Source organism: Psychrobacter glaciei, from assembly GCF_014652895.1.
GTDB classification, from domain to species: Bacteria; Pseudomonadota; Gammaproteobacteria; order Pseudomonadales; family Moraxellaceae; genus Psychrobacter; species Psychrobacter glaciei.
Map to the genome: position 1 here is coordinate 501,939 of NZ_BMZR01000003.1, position 18,810 is coordinate 520,748.

The following is an 18,810-nucleotide window of genomic DNA, read 5'->3' on the forward strand; positions in this document are numbered from 1 at the left end:
ATCAAAAGATTTATTTTCGAACATCCTCTAAACCATACAGGCACTACTGGCCGCTTTTGCTTTTTCGTATACGTTGTCAGCGTCTAGACCAGTGGCATTCACTTCATCAAGGTAATGTTGAGAGCCTTCTATTAATGGGCCTCTCCAATCTGGGTCATTGAGTGGATCAGGGATATCAATCATGATATCGCCTTTTTCTTTGGCAGCGGCCATCGCTTTGGCATTACTTACGTCAAATACTTTAGAGATATGTGCTGCCAGCTCTGCGCCAGAATTGTCATCAATCACTTTTTTGAGGTCATCAGGCAAGCTGTTATATTTCTCTTTATTCATACTGATAACAAAGGTAGAATTATAAAAAGGAATGTTGGTGTGCGTATTGATCAACTCATCAAGGCGAAACGCTTGAATGGGCTGCCAAGTAAAGCTGAGCCCGTCAATGACACCGCGCTGAAGCGAGGTATAAGTATCACTGGCAGGCATGCCGACAGGTGCAGCACCAGTAGCTTCGATAATATGGCTCGCAACCGCAGAAGGTTGGCGAATACGTAGGCCTTTCATGTCTGCTGGCGTGCGAATCGGTTTATCAACGGTATGAAGCGCGCCTTGTCCAGTCCCTATCAGCGCTAACAAGTGAGTGTCTTCGTATTCGTCTTTAATCACACCCTCGTCATATAGTTTATGAAGTATACAGCTCTGCTGCTGTGCAGTATTTGTGATACCTGGCAACTCTACGATTTGAGTCAAAGGGAATCGTCCTGCTGTATATCCTTGCGCTTGCATACCAATATCCACACTGCCTTTCGCCGTAGCGTCATAGGTAGCACCTGGTTTGCTGAGCGTCGCAGAAGGGTATATCTCAACCTTTAAGCGGCCGTTTGAATCGGCTTCAATTTTCTTCGCCCATGGCTCTAATGCTTCGGTGTTTATGTTGTCAGTGGCAGTCATAAAATGCGAGAATCGCAACGTTGTCACTTCACCTGCATCCGTAGATGCGTTGCCCGCTTGATCGTTATTGGAGCAGCCAGTCATCGCAAGCGAGGCAGCCAAGAGTATTCCTAAAGGAGTTTTTACTTTCATCATCGAATCCTTTCATGATGGTTAGATATGGTTTGCTATTCACCGACAGGCGCTATTTCGCGTGCTTCGGCCAGCTCTTCACTATGCAAAAACTGCGTATGTGCTGGCGCGCGTTTGGTACGAGACCACTCATCTAGCATGTCTTGCTTGATGGCGTCTGTAATCATAGAAACCTTGTCTTCTGAGGTTGGGTCATCATAGGTCAGCTCTAGACGATGACCATTAGGATCAAAGAAGTAAATAGAATGGAATATACCGTGATTGGTTACGCCAATGACATCAATGCCGCCTTGTTCCAAATGCTCTTTGGCAATCAATAGCTCATTACGGTCTTTGACCTTTAGCGCCAAGTGTTGCACCCAATTCGGGGTATTTGGATCAAAGCCCATTTCAGGTTGGTTGGGTACTTCAAAGAAGGCCAAAACATTGCCACTGCCAGCATTTAAGAAGACATGCATATATGGATCAAAGGCTTTGGTTGAAGGCACGTGATCTTCTGCGAATGCCAAAATAAAATCCATATTCAAATGCTTTTGATACCATTCGACGGTTTCTTTGGCATCTTTGCAGCGATAAGCCACATGATGGATTTTCTCAATTTGAAAGCTCATATCAAACTCCTTTTGATAGGGCGTAAATTTCATATTAATAGACAAACTGTCAGTACTTATAGACGGTACATCATTGTTGTCTGACAGTTTGAATCTACTTTTACGCCTTTTTTATATGCAGTTATTATTTATCAAAATCAAAGCTAAGCGCGGGTAGTACTTTGCCGCGTACTTCACCAAATCCAACACGAATGCCGTCTTTTTCGCTATAGCCTTTCATAATGACGGTGTCGCCATCTTCGATGAAGCTGCGCGTCTCGCCACCATCAAGCGTGACAGGTTTAGTCGCATTCCAAGCAATCTCTAGCATCGAGCCATAAGAGTCTGGCGTTGGCCCTGAAATCGTACCTGAGCCCATCATGTCGCCGACTTCGACTTTGCAGCCAGTGATAGTGTGGTGTGTCAATTGCTGTGCCATTGACCAGTACATATATTTAAAATTGGTCTCACAAATGACAGTAGCTGTCTCCGCATTTTCAGGTAGTAACTCAACCGAAAGATTGATGTCAAAGCTGTTATCGCTCGCTTTTTCATTTAAATAAGCAAGTGGCTTAGGTTCTTGTGTTGGGCAAGCCGTTTTAAACGGTGCCAATGCATCCATCGTGACAATCCAAGAGGAAACCTCAGAAGCAAAGGTTTTGGCATTGAATGGGCCTAAAGGTACGTATTCCCACTTTTGTATGTCACGGGCTGACCAGTCATTGAGCAGTACCATACCGAAGATATGATCAGAGGCTTCATCTACAGCGATTGGTTGACCGATATGATTGCCTTTGCCAACGACAAATGCAGTCTCTAACTCAAAATCCAAGCGCTTACAGGCAGAAAAAATAGGACGGTCATCAGGGTTGGGCTTTAGCTGGCCTGATGGACGTACGATATCAGTCCCACTGACGATGACGGTGCTGGCGCGTCCGTTATAACCAACAGGCATTTCAGTCCAGTTAGGTAGTAGGGCGTTGTTTGGATCACGGAACATGGTACCGACGTTGGTCGCGTGTTCTTTAGAAGAATAAAAATCGGTAAAGCCGGGCACTCGAACAGGTAAATGCATGGTGACATCTGCTTGTTTAAACAGCGCCTTTTTTTGCAAGTCTGCATTGTCACGTAAGGTGTCATTGTTGCTAGACAACAGCGTCTGAATGGTGGTACGTGCCTGCGTCCAATTGTCTCGACCAGAATCAATAAAAGCATTTAGCGTAGATTGATCAAAGTATGGTCCACCATCTAAGCTCAATAACCCTTCTGTCTCCAGTACGGACAAATCCAGTACATGTTCACCGATGGCAACACCAGCGCGGCGCTTGTTATTAGCAGCGTCTTTGGTATCGCTAAAAATACCGTAGGGGAGATTGTGGATTGAAAAGTCAGAATCGTGGGTAATATCGATAAATGAGGTGAGGCTTGCGTCAATCATTGACATGATTTGCTCCTTGCTAATATAAATTTATGATTACGTTATAATTAACTACTTACGTATAATGTAATTTATTGATATGTGGATTGCAAGTTTTTTGTGCAATGGCTTGGCGATATATCAGCTATAAAACTAATAGGCTTAGCATGATTGCTATTATTATTTTTACTAATTACACCAAAATGGAACACAAAAAAAGGCTGAGCAAGTGCTCAGCCTTTTTATCAAACCACATTTTTAGTTGTGTGATTTAATCAGTCTTTTAAAACCTTTACCATGGCATTGGCCACGTAATCAATGTTGTTGACATTTAAGCCTGCCACACACATACGTGAGTTAGATACCATGTAGATACCAAATTCGGTTTGTAATTGCTCGATTTGCTCAACTGTCAATCCGGTAAAGCTAAACATACCGTTTTGACGAGTAATATAATCAAAACTACGCTCAGGAAGTTTAGACTCTAATACCGACTTGAGCTTTAAGCGCATGGCTTTTATACGGTCGCGCATGCCATAAACCTCACTAACCCACTGCTGGTATAGTGCGTCATCATTCATGACGATATCGACCACACGTCCGCCATGCGATGGGGGACTGGTATAAATACGGCGAACGATGAAATTTAACTGACCAAAGACGCGTTCGGTTTCCTCTACGGTAGGGCAAACAACGGACAAACCGCCGACACGCTCTCCATACAGAGACAAGTTTTTCGAGTAGGAATTGCTCACGAATAATATGAGATCCATATCAACCGCTTTACGGATAGCATAAGCATCACTGTCCATATCCTCGCCAAACCCTTGGTAGGCAATGTCCATAAAGGGAATCAACTCACGCTGTTTTATCACCTCTAAGACTTTATCCCATTGCGCTTTGGTCAAATCCATACCGGTTGGATTATGGCAGCAAGGGTGCAACAACACGATATCTTGTTTATTTAAAGTTTCAAAAAAACCGATCATCTCATCGAATTTGATGCTACTGCTGGCTTTATCGTAGTAAGGATAAGTGCCAACTTCTACATCGCAGCCTTCAAAAATGGCGATATGGTTGCTCCATGTCGGGTCGCTGACATAGTACTTCGACTGCGGGAACCACTGATGGATAAACTCAGCCCCAACTTTTAATGCACCTGAGCCACCGAGGGTCGCTATCGTAGCCACACGACCATCAGTTAACACTTGAGCATTTTTACCAAACAGTAAGTTTTGGCAAGCGCTACGATGACCAGGCAAACCTGCCATTGGCAAATAGGGACGCGCAGAGATAGGGTCAGCAATGCGCTCTTCGGCTGTTTTTACACAGTCCAGTACGGGCAGTACCCCTTCTTCATCGTAGTAGATACCGATGCCCAAATTGACTTTATTGGGATTGGGATCAGCAGAAAACTTGTCCATAAGCCCTAGGATAGGGTCACCAGCATAATATTCTACACTTCTAAACATTCTGTATCCTTACAAAAAATATGAGTCGCGAAGCCAAAAAGCATAAATCAAATGGATAATTAACTCAACGTAAGATTTAGTCACATTGACTGACGACAAGCCAAATAATCTATAAAACGCTTAAAAAACACCAACATGCCCTATTTATTTTTTAACTATATTTATGGTTTCCGTCAAGGATTGAATAAACTTGGCTTACGTACTATGTAAATTAAGTACCGTGCAAACTAAGTATTGTGCAAACCATCAAAGTGATCGTTAAAATACGTTTGTAAGAATTTCTTGAAAGCAATAGTGGCAGGGGATAGCGCGCGTGAGGAGCGTTGATAAATAAAGAACTGTCGCATCTTAACAGGCTGAGACAAAGGTCGCATTTGCAAGCCGTTGGCACTGACCCAATCGATAACCTCAGGCATGTAGGGCAGGCAAAGCGTAATGCCAAATCCTTGACGGGTCATCTCAAGGGCGGTAGACATAAAATTGACCTTATATCGTGCCTGCTGGATATGGCTGGCGATCTGATCGTCCAGTTCTGCTGTCACTTGTTCAATGAAAGGACCTTGCAGTGTGATGAGCGGAATGTCTAATAAATCTTGCCACGTTATCTCACGTTTTCGCGCTAACGCATGGCTGTCAGGCATCACCACACAAAATGGCAGCTGATATAACAAATCAGCGTTGACATCGTCATCAGTCTCCATAAAACCAAGCTCAGTACCGACACCCAAATCGACTTCGATGTCTTGAATATGTCTAAGTAAGTTTTCTGCTGAACAGTCCAATAATGACACGCCAATCTCAGGGTGCTGTTTGGAAAACTGAGCGATAACTGCTGGCATGGATGAGGCTGCGAACTGCGAAACGGCTAGCCGTACTTGACCTTGCGCCAAGCTAGTCAAACTACTCGCCTCATTTTCGAAAAGCTGCATTTCATTCAAAATACGCCGTGCTTGCGGCAACAAATGCCGTCCAACTACCGACAAAGACAGCTGACGGGTAGTACGGTCGAATAACACAATACCGAGGCCAGATTCTAATTCTTTAATCAATCCACTAACGGCAGATTGGGTCAAATGCATTTGATCGCTGGCACGAGTAAAGCTACCGTTGTCAGCGACTTGGATAAAAGCGGTGAGTTGGCGAATGCTGATATTCATAAGTAAACCTGATAAATAAATCATAAAAAACAATTAGTCTTATAAATAAACCTAATCTAATATAAATGCATCGTCAATAAGAATTATTGATTGAGAGTGCTTTCTCATGATTAAGAGTGTTTTCTCATATTGTTTTTATGATTTTTAGACCACCAATTGAAATTAAGGATGATTACAATGGCAGATTTATTTGAAAATCCAATGGGCTTAAATGGGTTTGATTTTGTTGAATTCGCCTCACCTAAACCGGATGCTGTTGAAGCATTGTTTAAACAGCTTGGCTTTGCACACGTGGCCAATCATCGCTCAAAGGACGTTGCGCTATACCGTCAAGGTGACATTAACCTTATCCTGAATCGTGAGCCAAAAAGCCAAGCCAGTTACTTTGTAGAAGAGCATGGCGCGGGCGCTTGTAGCATGGGTTTTCGGGTACAAGACTCCAAAAAAGCCTACGAGCGTGCCATCGAGATGGGCGCACAGCCAGTAGACGTGCCAACGGGTGTGATGGAGCTGCGCCTTCCTGCTATCAAAGGTATTGGCGGTTCATTGATTTATCTGATTGACCGTTATAAAGATGGTGAATCTATCTATGACGTCGACTTTGAATTTTTTGCTGATGTAGACAGAAACCCTATCGGACATGGTTTTAAAGTCATCGATCATTTAACCCATAACGTTTACCGTGGTCGCATGGCTTATTGGGCAAACTTTTATGAGCGTGTCTTTAACTTCCGCGAAATTCGATTTTTTGACATCAAGGGTGAATATACGGGTCTGACCAGTAAAGCCATGACCGCACCTGACGGTAAAATTCGTATCCCGCTAAATGAAGAAGCGAAGCAGGGCGGTGGTCAGATCGAAGAGTATTTGATGCACTTTAACGGTGAAGGTATTCAGCATATTGCTTTGGCTAGCGATGACTTGTTTGCTAGTATCGATAAGCTAAAAGCGGCTGGTATTCCGCTCATGACCGCACCAAATGATACTTATTACCAAATGCTGGGCGAGCGTCTACCGGGTCATGGCGAGACTGTCTCTGAGCTACAGATGCGCGGTATCTTGCTCGATGGCACGACTGAGGGTTCTGTCCCACGTCTGCTGTTACAGATTTTCTCTGAAACTATTTTGGGCAGCCCAGTGTTCTTTGAATTCATCCAACGTAAAGGCGATTACGAAGATGGTTTTGGCGAAGGTAACTTCAAAGCCTTGTTTGAATCTATCGAGCGTGACCAAGTGCGTCGCGGCGCGGTTGGTCAGCCACAGACTGAAACGCCATAATTTACGCTACATTTAGAAAAGCTCATAAAAAAACGGGCAGGATGAAAGTACTTTATCTTGCCCATAATGAGCTCTGCACTTTGTAATGTCGTGAAGCCAATGTGATGGTTTAATCATAATTGAAAGCGACTGACAACATTTAAAGCGCTAACTGCAATAAAAGGAACGCAGGCATGGAACGCCTATCACATATAGATTCTCTTAATACTACCATCGGTGCCAATAGTGTCGCTTCTAAAACACTGAACAATGATGCTGCTAGCCACGATGACACTGCGCATAGAAAGAGTGATTCTACTCCTAAAAAACAACCTTATGTGTCGCATCAGCCAGACAGTCATGGTCATATTCACTATAGTGACGATGAAAATGGCATGTGGCAAGCGTTACTTGAGCGTCAAGCCGAGCAAATACCCAATCGTGCCTGCCCAGCCTATCTAGACGGTTTGAAAAAACTGGATTTGCCCGCCACCCGTATTCCACAGTTGCATGATATCGACGAGGTACTGCAAGCAACCACTGGTTGGCAAACTGCTGCTGTCCCCGCGTTAATAAGCTTTGGTAAGTTTTTCAAATTGCTTGCCAATAAGTCCTTTCCCGTTGCAACTTTTATTCGTCGATTTGATGATATGGATTATATCGAAGAGCCTGATATTTTCCACGAAATCGTTGGACATTGTCCACTACTGACTCATCCTGCGTTTGCGACTTTTAATGAGACTTATGGCAAGCTGGGTCTCAATGCCAGCAAAGAAGAGAGATGGTTTTTGGCACGGCTTTATTGGTTTACCATCGAGTTTGGTTTGGTTGGACAAAATCAAGATAACCGTCGAATCTATGGCGGTGGCATCTTAAGCTCACCGTCTGAGACCGTTTATGCGCTTAGCGATGCTTCTCAAAATAAATCAGAACATCAGTCTCAACATAAACCCCAGCCCCAACCAGAGCACCGAGCGTTTGACTTGCTTGATGTGTTACGTACTCCTTATCGTATTGACCATATTCAGCCGATTTATTATGTCATTGATGATTTGGATACGTTATTCGATATCGTTAATAGCGACATCATGGGAATGGTCAAACAAGCGATGTCACTGGGATTGTTTGAACCGGCTTATGCGACAAAAAATGCTTAGGGCGTGTCTTCAATTCACTCGATAGTCATCTGAATGGGCTAAAAATGGCTAAATCTTGCCAAACATCGTCAAATAGCTGGTTAATATCCCGATATTATCTGCACTATTTTTCTTGTTTGACGGCAATTTATCTCATTTTTATCACCATTTTTGAAATGAAGACACGCCCTAATGCATGGTTGGGAAGCACAGCATTATTTAAATCATATAGCAATAAGAACAGCGTCAACACGGACGTATATTTACTAAAAAAACAACGATCAACATAAAAGGAAATTATAATGACGACATTATCACAAGCCAGCTGCGAAGCCTGCCGTATTGGTGCACCAACAGTTGAGGATGCTGAGGCAAGCGAGCTATTACAGCAAATTCCGGATTGGTCATTGATTGACGTTGATGGCATCAAACAATTGCAACGCCAATATAAATTTAAAAACTTCGTCAAGGCGATGGCGTTTGCCAATCAATTGGCAGACATCGCTGAAGCAGAAGGGCATCATCCTGGCATCTTGGTAGAATGGGGCAAAGCCACTGTCACGTGGTGGTCGCATAGTATTAAAGGGTTGCATCGCAATGACTTTGTTATGGCTGCAAAGACCGATAGCCTATTTGGTAAGTGATGAGGGTAGCAATAAGCATTGCAACTCATTAAACTTGCCACACTCAAAGCCAACCTCTATGCCAGATATAGCTGGCAAGCTAAGGACGTGTGATGCCGCCAAAAATATTAACCCAAATTTCGCCTCAACTTGCTTTTATGATTTCTGCCATTGTCATCGCCATCATGGGTGTCACCATGATTGGCTTTGGCTGGGTACCACATTTATCATTGATTCTCGCTATCTGTGTCTTGCTGGGCATAGGTCTGTTCAAAGGATTAAGCTTTGATGATATGCAGTCGCAAATGGCATCAGGTGTCATGCGTGGTATCGGTGCCATTTATCTGTTTTTCTTTATCGGTTTAATGGTCGCCGCCTTGATGATGTCTGGTGCCATTCCAACGCTGATGTATTTTGGCTTTCAGCTGATTTCACCTGAGTATTACTATATCTCTGCCTTTGTGCTGACTTCTATTATCGGTATTGCCTTAGGCAGTAGTTTGACCACTGCCGCGACATTGGGCGTGGCTTTTATTGGGATGAGTAATGCGTTTGATGCCAACGTGGCGATTGCGGCGGGTGCTGTGGTATCAGGCGCATTTTTTGGTGATAAAATGTCGCCATTATCGGATACCTGTACCATTGCTTCATCGGTGGTGGGTATTGATTTGTTTGAGCATATTCGCAATATGATGTACACCACGGTACCAGCATGGATACTGACAGTCATCATTTTTTGGTTTTTCTCAGGTCAGACTGCTGGCTCTGATTTGAGTCAAGTGACTATTCTACAAGGGCAGTTGATTGAAAGTGGACTGGTACAAGGCTATGCGGTATTGCCTTTTGTCGTGCTGGTTGGATTGGCTATCTTTCGCGTCAATGCTATCTATACGATTATCTGTACCATTATTGCGGCATTGATTATTACTTATTTGCACAGCTCACCGAGCTTTGGACAATTAGGTGGGTATCTATTTGCAGGATATGCGCCCGCTGAATCATTAGAGCTGGGTGAAGTAGGGGGCATGCTATCGCGCGGCGGTGTGCAGAGTATGTTCTTTACCCAAGCGATTGTGATATTGGCACTCAGTCTTGGTGGACTACTAACGGCATTGGGTATTTTGCCAGCATTGTTATTAGGAATCAAAGACACATTAACCACATCAGGACGCGCCATATTTGCCGCTGCCATGTCTGCTTTAAGCATCAACGTACTGATTGGTGAGCAGTATTTAAGTATTTTATTATCTGGTACTGCCTTTCGTCCGACGTTTGAGCGTTTGAATTTACATCCTAAGAATCTGTCTCGTACGATTGAAGATGCCGGTACGGTTATTAATCCGCTAGTGCCTTGGAGTGTGTGCGGTGTGTTTATCAGTCAGGCGTTAGGCGTGCCCGTGCTTGATTATCTGCCTTATGCGTTCTTCTGTTATTTGTCGCTACTGTTGACGATATTATTTGGCTTTACAGGGGTGACTATCAGTCGAATAGAGAAGCACTAAATCGATAAGAATGTAATGACGTCAGGTTCTATTTTTATGAGCTGACTGCTTATGACTATCTCGACATTACATCATAATATCATTGATGACACGCCTCAAATATAGCCTCGTAGTGCAAGCTCACGAGGCTTTTTGCTAAGTTTTGGGCTGGTGTAGTCAGTGAAAAGTAATATCGATACATCAGCAATATCGTAGCTTTTCTGGGGTATTTTTACTATATATCGTGTTTGAGTGCAATGATGAATAACTCATAAAATCGTTTTGTTAGTGACAGCAATATGCATACAAAGGGATGCAGGTTTTTTGATCTTATATTGAGTTCACTTTTTGTCGTATTTTATATTTTTCGTCTATAAGGACACGCCCTAGGGTGAGTCTGCAATTTTAGAGCTTGGTTATGTTATCGAGGTTCGATAGTTTTGCTATGGTTAATGTGGTAAATTGCTTGGGCAGCTAAAATAATAAAAGTGGATTATTCATATCAATAAACAGCCATAGGTTAAGCAACTAAAATCATAATTTTACTATGTTACTCAATCATTGGTACTCACTCATTTAATAAGAAGGTTAAGGATGATACTAGATAATAATGTACTACGTAAACGCACCAGCTTGCTGGGTTCATTGCTTGGCAATGCCATCTCTCGCCAATCTGGTGAACAGACGCTAGATACGATTGAGACGCTGCGTAAAGGCTTTATTCAGCAGCGCCGTGAGCCTAACGAAGCCCATAAGCAGCAGCTCATTGACTTCATTGCTTCTTTGGACAATCAAACCTTAAAAAACGTCATACGCGGGTTTTCTATCTATTTTTTCTTAGCCAATTTAAGCGAAGAGAATTACTTGCGAGAGCAACGTCACGCGCAGCGCATGCAGTCTGAGCAAAGCTGGGAAGGCTCGTTTCGTCGTACGTTGCTTGAGTGTCGTGAGCGTAATATTGAGCCCGCTCAAATGCAAGAGCTGATTGATCAGCTGAAGTTTACGCCTGTATTCACCGCGCATCCTACTGAAGCTCGTCGCCGTACCACGATGAACATCTTACAAAGTCTATTCACGCATAGCGATGCCTTAAATAATTTGACCGAAAACAGTTTCGCTTACGAGCAGGCCAAAGAGCAAACGGCGCAAACGATTGACTTGTTATGGTCTTCTGATGAAGTGCGCACCCGTAAGCCACTGGTATATGACGAGATTAATAATGGCTTACACTATTTTAACGCCAGCTTGTTCAATGCCATCCCAAAAGTATATCGTAATATCAAAAAAGCCATCGTCGATATCTACCCAGAGCTGACAGACTATCCGTTACCTGCATTTATGAGCTTTGGTTCGTGGATTGGCGGAGATAGAGATGGCAATCCTTTCGTGACTTTTGAGACCACAGAGCTTGCCGTCTTAATGCATGCTGATACTGTGTTGCGTCACTACCAAGTACTATTAAAAAAACTGCGTCGCCAGCTCATCCATAGTGATACGACTGTCACCGTTTCACCTGACGTATATGCCAAAATCACCAGTTACGGTGAGCTTGATCAGCGTGTGTTTGATTACAATCTCGATGACTATGGCAATGAGCCTTATCGTCGACTGCTCTCTGTCATTCTTACTAAAGTCAAAGCGACCAATCGCCGCATTCAGAGCAAAGGCACTGATGTTGAGGCCGAGAAGGATGCTTATCGCAATCCAGAAGAGTTACTAGAGGACTTGCGCATTATCCGTCATAGCGTGAATACACACGATACGGCACATGCAGACGGGTTGTTGCTCGATATGATTCGTTTGGTCAAAACCTGTGGCTTTCATTTAGCAGCGCTCGATATCCGTCAAGAGTCCTCATACCATAGCGAGGTTATTGCTGATATTTTTGCCAGTGCCTCCAACCTACCAGATTATCAAGCGCTAAGCGAAACCGAACGTCAAGAGTGGCTGACACGCTTACTAGAAAAACCCGGTACGCCACTTATCTATACCGATAACTTAACAGACAAAACACGTGAGCAATTGTCACTGATGAATTCAGTCGCAATGTTACGAAAACTTGTTGGCGCTGACACCTTCGGCAGTTATGTAATTTCGATGACCAATAATGCCAGTCAGCTATTAGAAGTATTGCTATTAATGCGGTTTGCAGGCCTATGCAGGCTCGATGATGAAGGTCAATTGTCTGCTGACTTACCAGTGGCACCGTTGTTTGAAACCATTGAAGATCTTAAAAATATCGATAAAATCTTGCCTGCCGTGTTAGACAACCCACTGTATCGCGGCTTGCTGCAACACTCAGATAACACCCAAGAAATCATGTTGGGTTATTCAGACTCATCGAAAGATGGCGGTATTATTACCTCTGCGTGGCAGCTTTATAGCGCACAGCAAACCATTAATAGCATTGCTGAAAAATATGGCATCAAAACCCGCTTGTTCCATGGTCGTGGCGGTTCAGTGAGCCGTGGTGGTGGGTCAACGCACAAAGCCATTGCTGCGCAACCAGCGGGCACACTGCATGGTCAGATTAAAGTGACTGAGCAAGGTGAAGTTCTCTACGCTAAGTATGCCAATACCGATACCGCAGTATTTGAGCTGACCATGGCGATCACGGGCACACTCAAAGCCTGCTCCTCAAGGTTCGTGGTGCAACCCACTGAGCTGCCAAATTATGAAGACTTGTTTGCACGCTTAGCAGACGCGGGCGAGCAACGTTATCGTGAGCTGACCGATCATACTGAAGGGTTTTATAAATTCTACTCGCAGGTAACCCCAGTACAAGAAATCTCTTTATTAAATATTGGCTCACGCCCAGCCCATCGTAAAAAAGGCCTGCCAAGTAAGACGACTTTGCGAGCCATTCCTTGGGTGTTCGGTTGGTCATTGGCGCGCTTTACTTTACCTGCTTGGTATGGCGTAGGTAGTGCGCTGCATAGTGTCAAAGCTGACGAAGCACTAATGAAAGAGATGAATAAACACTGGCCATTTTTCAGCGTATTTATCAGTAATATCGAAATGGCTTTTACCAAAGCCAATATGAATATTGCACAGGCCTATAGCCAACTATGTGATGATGAACCGTTACGCGAACAGATTATGACAGCAGTCACCGATGAATACACGCTGACCAATTCAGGCTTAAACTCCTTGCTTGAACAAGACTCTTTGTTATCCAATCAACAAAACCTTGCGGCATCCCTGCAATGGCGAGACGCTTATCTAGACCCTATTAACTATATACAGATTGAGCTGTTAAAGCGTGCCAGACAACAAGATACGATGGAATATGCTGATCATGAGGATATTAACGTAGAAGACCCATTAATCCGTAGTATCAATGCACTGGCAGCGGGCTTACGCAATACCGGTTAGCACTGCTAAGCATTGATTAAGTTTAGGGTCTGTTGCGTTGATCTATGTAAAAAGCCCCTCAAACTATAAAGTTTGAGGGGCTTTTGATGTTTTAAGATATTATCTTTTTTTGCTATCGCGTTTAGGGCGTGTCCTTATTTTAAAATGAGAATATGCCCTAGTAGTAGCCGTGGTATTTTTATGGCTATTAATGCGTGCCGCGAATCGGGTAGTCATTTCCTCGAATATAAGACAACCCACTGGCAAGCGATTCAAGCTCAGGGCGCGCAAAAGGCGCGTTAGAGATGTCAATAATGTGGATGTCTCCTTTGGCATTGATAACGAATACACCAGGCTCTGCAAAAGGATGATCGGTCTCTTTTTCTGAGCGTGGATCAGAGATGTAAAGCCCTAGCGTGTTCATCTGCTCAACTGTCAAACCGTAAGCGATCGGGAAGTTAATGTTTAATTCTTCTAGATGGGTTTCTAACTGCTGCTTACTATCAGCTGATACGGCAATGATATCGACACCAGCGTCGGCAAATGACGTTTTGACCGTTTCTAACTGATTAAGATATTTAGTACAAATCGGGCAGTGCTTGCCTCGATAGACAACCACTAATTTCCAATCGTGACCATTTTCAGGCTTACCCAACGATTGCATTTCGCCATCTCGCATTTGTACCTGTAGATCAGGAAATTGAGAACCGGCGCGAAGCTTTTGAGAGTCATTTGATTGCATATTTTTATCCTTTGAATTTTTATAATAATGTGAATAACGAAAGCTAAAAGATTCGATTATTAAATCAAGCTTCTTATAGTCAGTCAATTATGATTTGTTTAGTGTTTATGAACGAGCTTTACATAAACCCCACCTAACGCTCCATTGGAGGCTAGTTGCCCTTACTTTAACTGGACTTGAGCAATCATTCAAGTTAAAATTGAATAATTACTCAAACGATACGATATAGCCATATTGACTTCATATAGGAGTCATGGCTTTGAGAAATTGGAAAATATTATGTCACGTACTACGCTATATAATCGTCAAGAAGCCTTAGAGCGCGCTATACAGCTGTTCTGGCAAAAAGGCTTTCATGCCACCTCTCTAAAAGATATCGAGCAAGTCCTCGATATGCGCCCGGGTAGTATCTATGCTGCATTTGGTAATAAGAATGGACTGTTTCAAGAAGCGCTAGAGCATTACGCCCATGCCGCACTGATGGAGCTTGAACGCGTACTAGCTAGCCATGAGTCACCTTTATTAGGTTTGGCAGCTTATATGCGTCAACTGGGTGGTATCCGCGACCAAAAAATACCAAGTCGGGCCTGTATGTTGGTCAAAAGCTTACTGGAGCTTGGGGCTCGAGAGCAGTCAGCATTAGATAAAGTAGAAAAACTATTGGCTGGCTTGGAGACACGCTTTACGGAATGTTTCATTGAGGCGCAGCGGCTGGGGGAGATTGATAGTGAGCTTGATGCGGTTAGGCTAGGACGTCGTTTGCAGGCAGAAGTCATGGGACTACGTGCCTTTGCTCAGCGTGATGTCGATAGTGCTGCGGTGCATGCGCTGGCGGAAGACATGGCATCTTCTATAGAAGAGATGCGCAATGACTCGTTTGCTAGCTGAGTATGTTTGCTAGGCTAAAAATCAATCAGCATTGTCCATTCATTTTATAAATGCATAAAACCTAAAAAGGGCTACTCGAAGTTTAAAGCTTCAAGTAGCCCTTTTATTTTAAATGAGGATACGCTCTAGTAGCTACGCTTTAAAAAAGACTTTAGCCCTAACGAGAAATACCAATTAATCTGGCAGTTCTGCTAGTTGCTGCAAGATGTTTTTGAAATTCTCAACGCCTTGTGCGCCGCTCACCAAATGTTTTTGATTAAAAATAACAGAGGGTACGCTTTGAATACCTTGTTGACGCCACTGCTGCTGGGATTGACGTATGTCTTCAGCAAAGCGTTGATCTGTTAGCACCGCTAAGGCTTCGCTACGATCCAAGCCAATCTCCGCTGCAATATCTGCCAGCACTTCTGTGTCAGCGATATTTCTAGCGTTGGTAAAGTGAGCGGCAAATAGAGCTTGCTTTAAATCATGCATTCGACCTTGTTGATTTGCCCAATGCAATAACTGATGCAAATCAAAGGTATTATAAGTGCGAGTTTCTTCGGTGAAATTAAACTCAAAACCTACTTCTGCACCAGCCTTAGTCATCATTGCGCGGCTAGCATCAGACTCTTCTTTACTTGATCCATACTTTTTAGCGATATGCTCACGCAAGTTTTGGCCTTCAGGTGGGGTGTCAGGATTCAGATCAAATGGATGCCAATGAATTTCATGGGCGGTGTTCGTTTGCTTGAGCGCTTCAGCCAATTGTCGATAGCCGATGACACACCAAGGGCAAACCACGTCCGATACGATATCTATTCGTAATGGTCTTTCTGAATTATTCATAGTGATTCCTTATCTTTTTAGTTTTTAATTAGGGTCTGTTGAGTATTCAAATGTGGAACTGGCAGTGGCTATTTTTTAGACAATACGCAGTGAAATTTTTGACGCCTAGTCGTTCTAGGTTAGACAATTTCGCCATGTATTGGCAAAAAATAGCTCTGCCCCTGCTTGTATACTTGGGGCTGATGCTAAAATCACCCCAAACGTTGTTGCAAACCTAGCTAAGGTCTCGACATTATCGTAAGTCTACGCCTGATTTGATAAAATGTTTGGGGTGATTTTAGCATCAGCAGTCCTAATATTTGAATGTTCAACAGACCCTAACCAGCTTTGTGCCATGCATATGTTTGAAAGATACTGTCTATTGGCATGTTAGCCAAATAGTTGGTGTATTTTCCGTGACTTTTTGAGCGGCAACAAAGACCGCTTCTAAAATTTGACGTCTGATGAATACGGTATTAAAGACTGCTTGTATTGCCTCGTCATTGACGTTACCACGATCACTAACGACCGATAAAGTAAATCATTTACTTTTAAGTGACTTATTTTTAAGTGAATTACTTTTAAGTGATTTATCTCTGAATGGCATTGCTAACAATTCCCATAGCGAGGCGTTTTGTTTGGGTGATAGATATTCTTTTAGCCCAATATCGAGCTCATTGTCCGGCTTCTGAGCGTCGCTCTTGTAGCTACCAAAGATCTTATCCCACCAAATCACGCTAAACCCATAGTTTGAATTAGTCTCAGACACGCGTTGGCTATGATGGATACGATGTAAAATTTGCGTCATTAATATTAAACGCGCAGGCTTTTCAATGGCAGGCGGCAGACGAATATTGGCATGATTAAACATCGCCAAGCCATTTAAGGCGATTTCAAATATCAATATGGCTACGGCAGGCACACCCAGCGCACTGACGACGAAGAGTTTAACCAATATACTTAAGACAATTTCAATAGGATGAAACCTAAGCCCTGTGCTGGTATCTACGTGAGCATCAGCATGATGGACTTTATGCAAGCGCCATAGAATGGGCACTCGGTGGAACAATCGATGCTGCCAATAAATAATGATGTCGAGCACGAGCAAGCTCAATACGATAGACACTAAAATGGATAAATCGAGCATATTGAACAAGCCAATTCCGTGCTGCTGATTATACAGCGCAACCGCCGTTAGACCTATTGGTACGGCCAAACGCGCCACAATTGATGATGCTAGCACCAAGCCAAAGTTAGCTAGCCAGCGCTTGTTGCTTTTGATCAGGGCTTTACGTGCTGGCATGCGCCATTCAATCAGCATCATAATCATTAATATGCTGAAAAAGAAGCCCAGTCGCCACCATATCTCATTCGTCATTGGCTACCTCTTTACTTATTCTGTTTATATGCTGTTTGAATGGCTGTCTGCTTCTAAACGTTTGAGGGTCTGGTAACCGCCATATATACGGGTAAAAATAGTAACAGCGCAGGCAGCCGCAAAAATACTGGCCAGTAAGACAAACTGCTGTGGCCAAATACAAAAGGCGACAAACAATGCGATGGTTTCAGTGCCTTCTGTGAGACCATTCAAATAATAAAAGCTTTTGTATTTAAACTGCGGCTTGTCTAATGCAAATTTTTCAGCAGCAATGGCAAACGCTAAAAAGCTAGAGCCAGTACCAATAAAGGCGGCGAGTAATAATGCCCCTGCAATAGCGTTTTGTTCAGGATTTGCCAAGATAAAGCCAAGCGGCACGGCAGCATAAAATAAAAAGTCGAGGGTAATGTCTAAGTAGCCTCCTGCGCTTGAGCTTTGATTGGCATGACGTGCGAGTGCGCCATCTAAGCCATCAAAAATACGATTCAGAGCAATAGCGATAAGTGCGCCAAACCAGAGCTGATTAGCCAGTAGTGGTAAAGCTAGCATGCCGATAATAAAACCGACCACTGTTAATTGATCAGCAGTAACGCCGCGCTTATGTAACATGATGACTATGGGCGTTAATATAGGCTTGATGACAGGTGTAATAAACTTATCTAGCATGCAACCACCTTTTTATGTTACCGCTAAAAACTAAAGTTAATAACTAAGATTAATTACCAAGATTAATGACTTTACCTTCTGCTGCTTCAGCATCACTATGATCGTGGGTGACCATGATAGCCGGAAGTTTATGGGTACGGATTTGATTGAATACTAACTGTTGGGTCTCGGCTCTAAGCTGGGTGTCGAGCTTGCTAAAAGGTTCATCGAGTAGGATGGCTTTTGGCTCACTCAATAGAGTGCGTAGTAGGGCAACACGTGCTTGCTGACCGCCAGACAGATTGTCAGGATGGCGATTGCTCATACCTGCTAAACCCACTTGCTCAAGGGCGTGTTCTATTTTTTCGAGGCGCTGTCCTTTATTACGCTGCTTATTGTCTTTGGGCATCGCAAAGGCAATATTACCCGCGACTGATAAATGCGAAAACAGTAGCGCATCTTGATAGAGCACGCCGATATGACGTAAGTGTGTCGGTAGATGGCTTACGTTTTGCTCATTTAGCCAGACATCACCAGTCGCGGTAAAGCCGTGTGGTAATGTGCCTGTCAGCCAATTCAATAAGCTTGATTTACCACTGCCAGATGGGCCCATAATAGTGAGTATCTCACCGCCTGCAATCTGCTCATCTAAGCTCAGTAATAGCGCGTCTTTTCGATACAATTGCAAATTTTTTATCTGTAAAGATGATGGCATCAAGAACCCTTTATCTGCGTTTTTATAGTGAGTTGTTGTTCAAAACCAGCGTTTTTCGAAACTATTTT

The 18,810-nt window shown here is 43.4% G+C and carries 16 protein-coding genes; 6 read left to right on the forward strand and 10 right to left on the reverse strand.

Features of this window, described 5'->3' with window-relative positions; all coding sequences use genetic code 11:
- Positions 1-27 precede the first annotated feature (27 nt).
- The 5 genes from IE130_RS09670 to IE130_RS09690 all read right to left on the reverse strand — a co-directional run bounded on the left by IE130_RS09670 (position 28) and on the right by IE130_RS09690 (position 5,716).
- Complete coding sequence (locus IE130_RS09670) at positions 28-1,080, reverse strand: TRAP transporter substrate-binding protein (protein ID WP_189585140.1); 1,053 nt, start codon at positions 1,078-1,080, stop codon at positions 28-30.
- 35 nt (positions 1,081-1,115) lie between these two features.
- Positions 1,116-1,691, reverse strand: a complete 576-nt coding sequence (locus tag IE130_RS09675) for a VOC family protein (RefSeq protein WP_189585143.1) — start codon at positions 1,689-1,691, stop codon at positions 1,116-1,118.
- A gap of 124 nt (positions 1,692-1,815) precedes the next feature.
- Positions 1,816-3,114, reverse strand: coding sequence for a fumarylacetoacetase (gene fahA, locus IE130_RS09680; RefSeq protein ID WP_189585146.1), 1,299 nt, complete (start codon positions 3,112-3,114; stop codon positions 1,816-1,818).
- Between the two features lie 248 nt (positions 3,115-3,362).
- Positions 3,363-4,559: an amino acid aminotransferase gene (locus tag IE130_RS09685; protein ID WP_189585149.1), complete on the reverse strand. Its 1,197-nt coding sequence runs from the start codon at positions 4,557-4,559 to the stop codon at positions 3,363-3,365.
- A gap of 227 nt (positions 4,560-4,786) precedes the next feature.
- Positions 4,787-5,716, reverse strand: a complete 930-nt coding sequence (locus IE130_RS09690; RefSeq protein ID WP_189585152.1) for a LysR family transcriptional regulator — start codon at positions 5,714-5,716, stop codon at positions 4,787-4,789.
- 177 nt (positions 5,717-5,893) lie between these two features.
- On the opposite strand from IE130_RS09690, the gene hppD reads away from it, so the two are divergent.
- From hppD to ppc, 5 genes are all read left to right on the forward strand, one after another.
- Positions 5,894-6,994, forward strand: coding sequence for a 4-hydroxyphenylpyruvate dioxygenase (gene hppD, locus IE130_RS09695; protein ID WP_189585156.1), 1,101 nt, complete (start codon positions 5,894-5,896; stop codon positions 6,992-6,994).
- Between the two features lie 173 nt (positions 6,995-7,167).
- Positions 7,168-8,130, forward strand: a complete 963-nt coding sequence (gene phhA, locus IE130_RS09700; protein WP_189585159.1) for a phenylalanine 4-monooxygenase — start codon at positions 7,168-7,170, stop codon at positions 8,128-8,130.
- Between the two features lie 281 nt (positions 8,131-8,411).
- Positions 8,412-8,753 (forward strand): 4a-hydroxytetrahydrobiopterin dehydratase, encoded by a 342-nt coding sequence (locus IE130_RS09705; RefSeq protein WP_189585162.1) that lies wholly within the window; start codon positions 8,412-8,414, stop codon positions 8,751-8,753.
- Between the two features lie 92 nt (positions 8,754-8,845).
- Entirely contained in the window at positions 8,846-10,234 is a 1,389-nt protein-coding gene (locus IE130_RS09710; RefSeq protein ID WP_189585165.1) for a Na+/H+ antiporter NhaC family protein, read from the forward strand.
- 573 nt (positions 10,235-10,807) lie between these two features.
- A complete protein-coding gene (gene ppc, locus IE130_RS09715) occupies positions 10,808-13,588 on the forward strand; it encodes a phosphoenolpyruvate carboxylase (protein ID WP_189585168.1) in 2,781 nt (926 codons plus the stop codon).
- A gap of 187 nt (positions 13,589-13,775) precedes the next feature.
- Here ppc and IE130_RS09720 read toward each other — a convergent pair whose 3' ends face one another.
- The gene (locus IE130_RS09720; protein ID WP_189585172.1) at positions 13,776-14,309 is read right to left on the reverse strand and encodes a peroxiredoxin-like family protein; all 534 of its coding nucleotides are present in this window, start codon (positions 14,307-14,309) and stop codon (positions 13,776-13,778) included.
- 279 nt (positions 14,310-14,588) lie between these two features.
- Here IE130_RS09720 and IE130_RS09725 point away from each other — a divergent pair, with 279 nt between their 5' ends.
- Positions 14,589-15,197, forward strand: coding sequence for a TetR/AcrR family transcriptional regulator (locus IE130_RS09725; RefSeq protein WP_010197537.1), 609 nt, complete (start codon positions 14,589-14,591; stop codon positions 15,195-15,197).
- A gap of 174 nt (positions 15,198-15,371) precedes the next feature.
- Here the strand turns inward: IE130_RS09725 and IE130_RS09730 are convergent, their stop codons facing one another.
- From IE130_RS09730 to IE130_RS09745, 4 genes are all read right to left on the reverse strand, one after another.
- Positions 15,372-16,025, reverse strand: a complete 654-nt coding sequence (locus tag IE130_RS09730; protein WP_189585175.1) for a DsbA family oxidoreductase — start codon at positions 16,023-16,025, stop codon at positions 15,372-15,374.
- Positions 16,026-16,545: 520 nt separating this feature from the next.
- Positions 16,546-17,382 carry a sterol desaturase family protein gene (locus IE130_RS09735; protein ID WP_189585178.1) on the reverse strand — a complete coding sequence of 279 codons (837 nt, stop codon included), beginning with the start codon at positions 17,380-17,382 and terminating at the stop codon, positions 16,546-16,548.
- A 24-nt stretch (positions 17,383-17,406) separates the two neighbouring features.
- Positions 17,407-18,048 (reverse strand): CDP-alcohol phosphatidyltransferase family protein, encoded by a 642-nt coding sequence (locus tag IE130_RS09740; protein WP_189585181.1) that lies wholly within the window; start codon positions 18,046-18,048, stop codon positions 17,407-17,409.
- 49 nt (positions 18,049-18,097) lie between these two features.
- Positions 18,098-18,742, reverse strand: coding sequence for an ATP-binding cassette domain-containing protein (locus IE130_RS09745; RefSeq protein ID WP_189585184.1), 645 nt, complete (start codon positions 18,740-18,742; stop codon positions 18,098-18,100).
- Positions 18,743-18,810 lie beyond the last annotated feature (68 nt).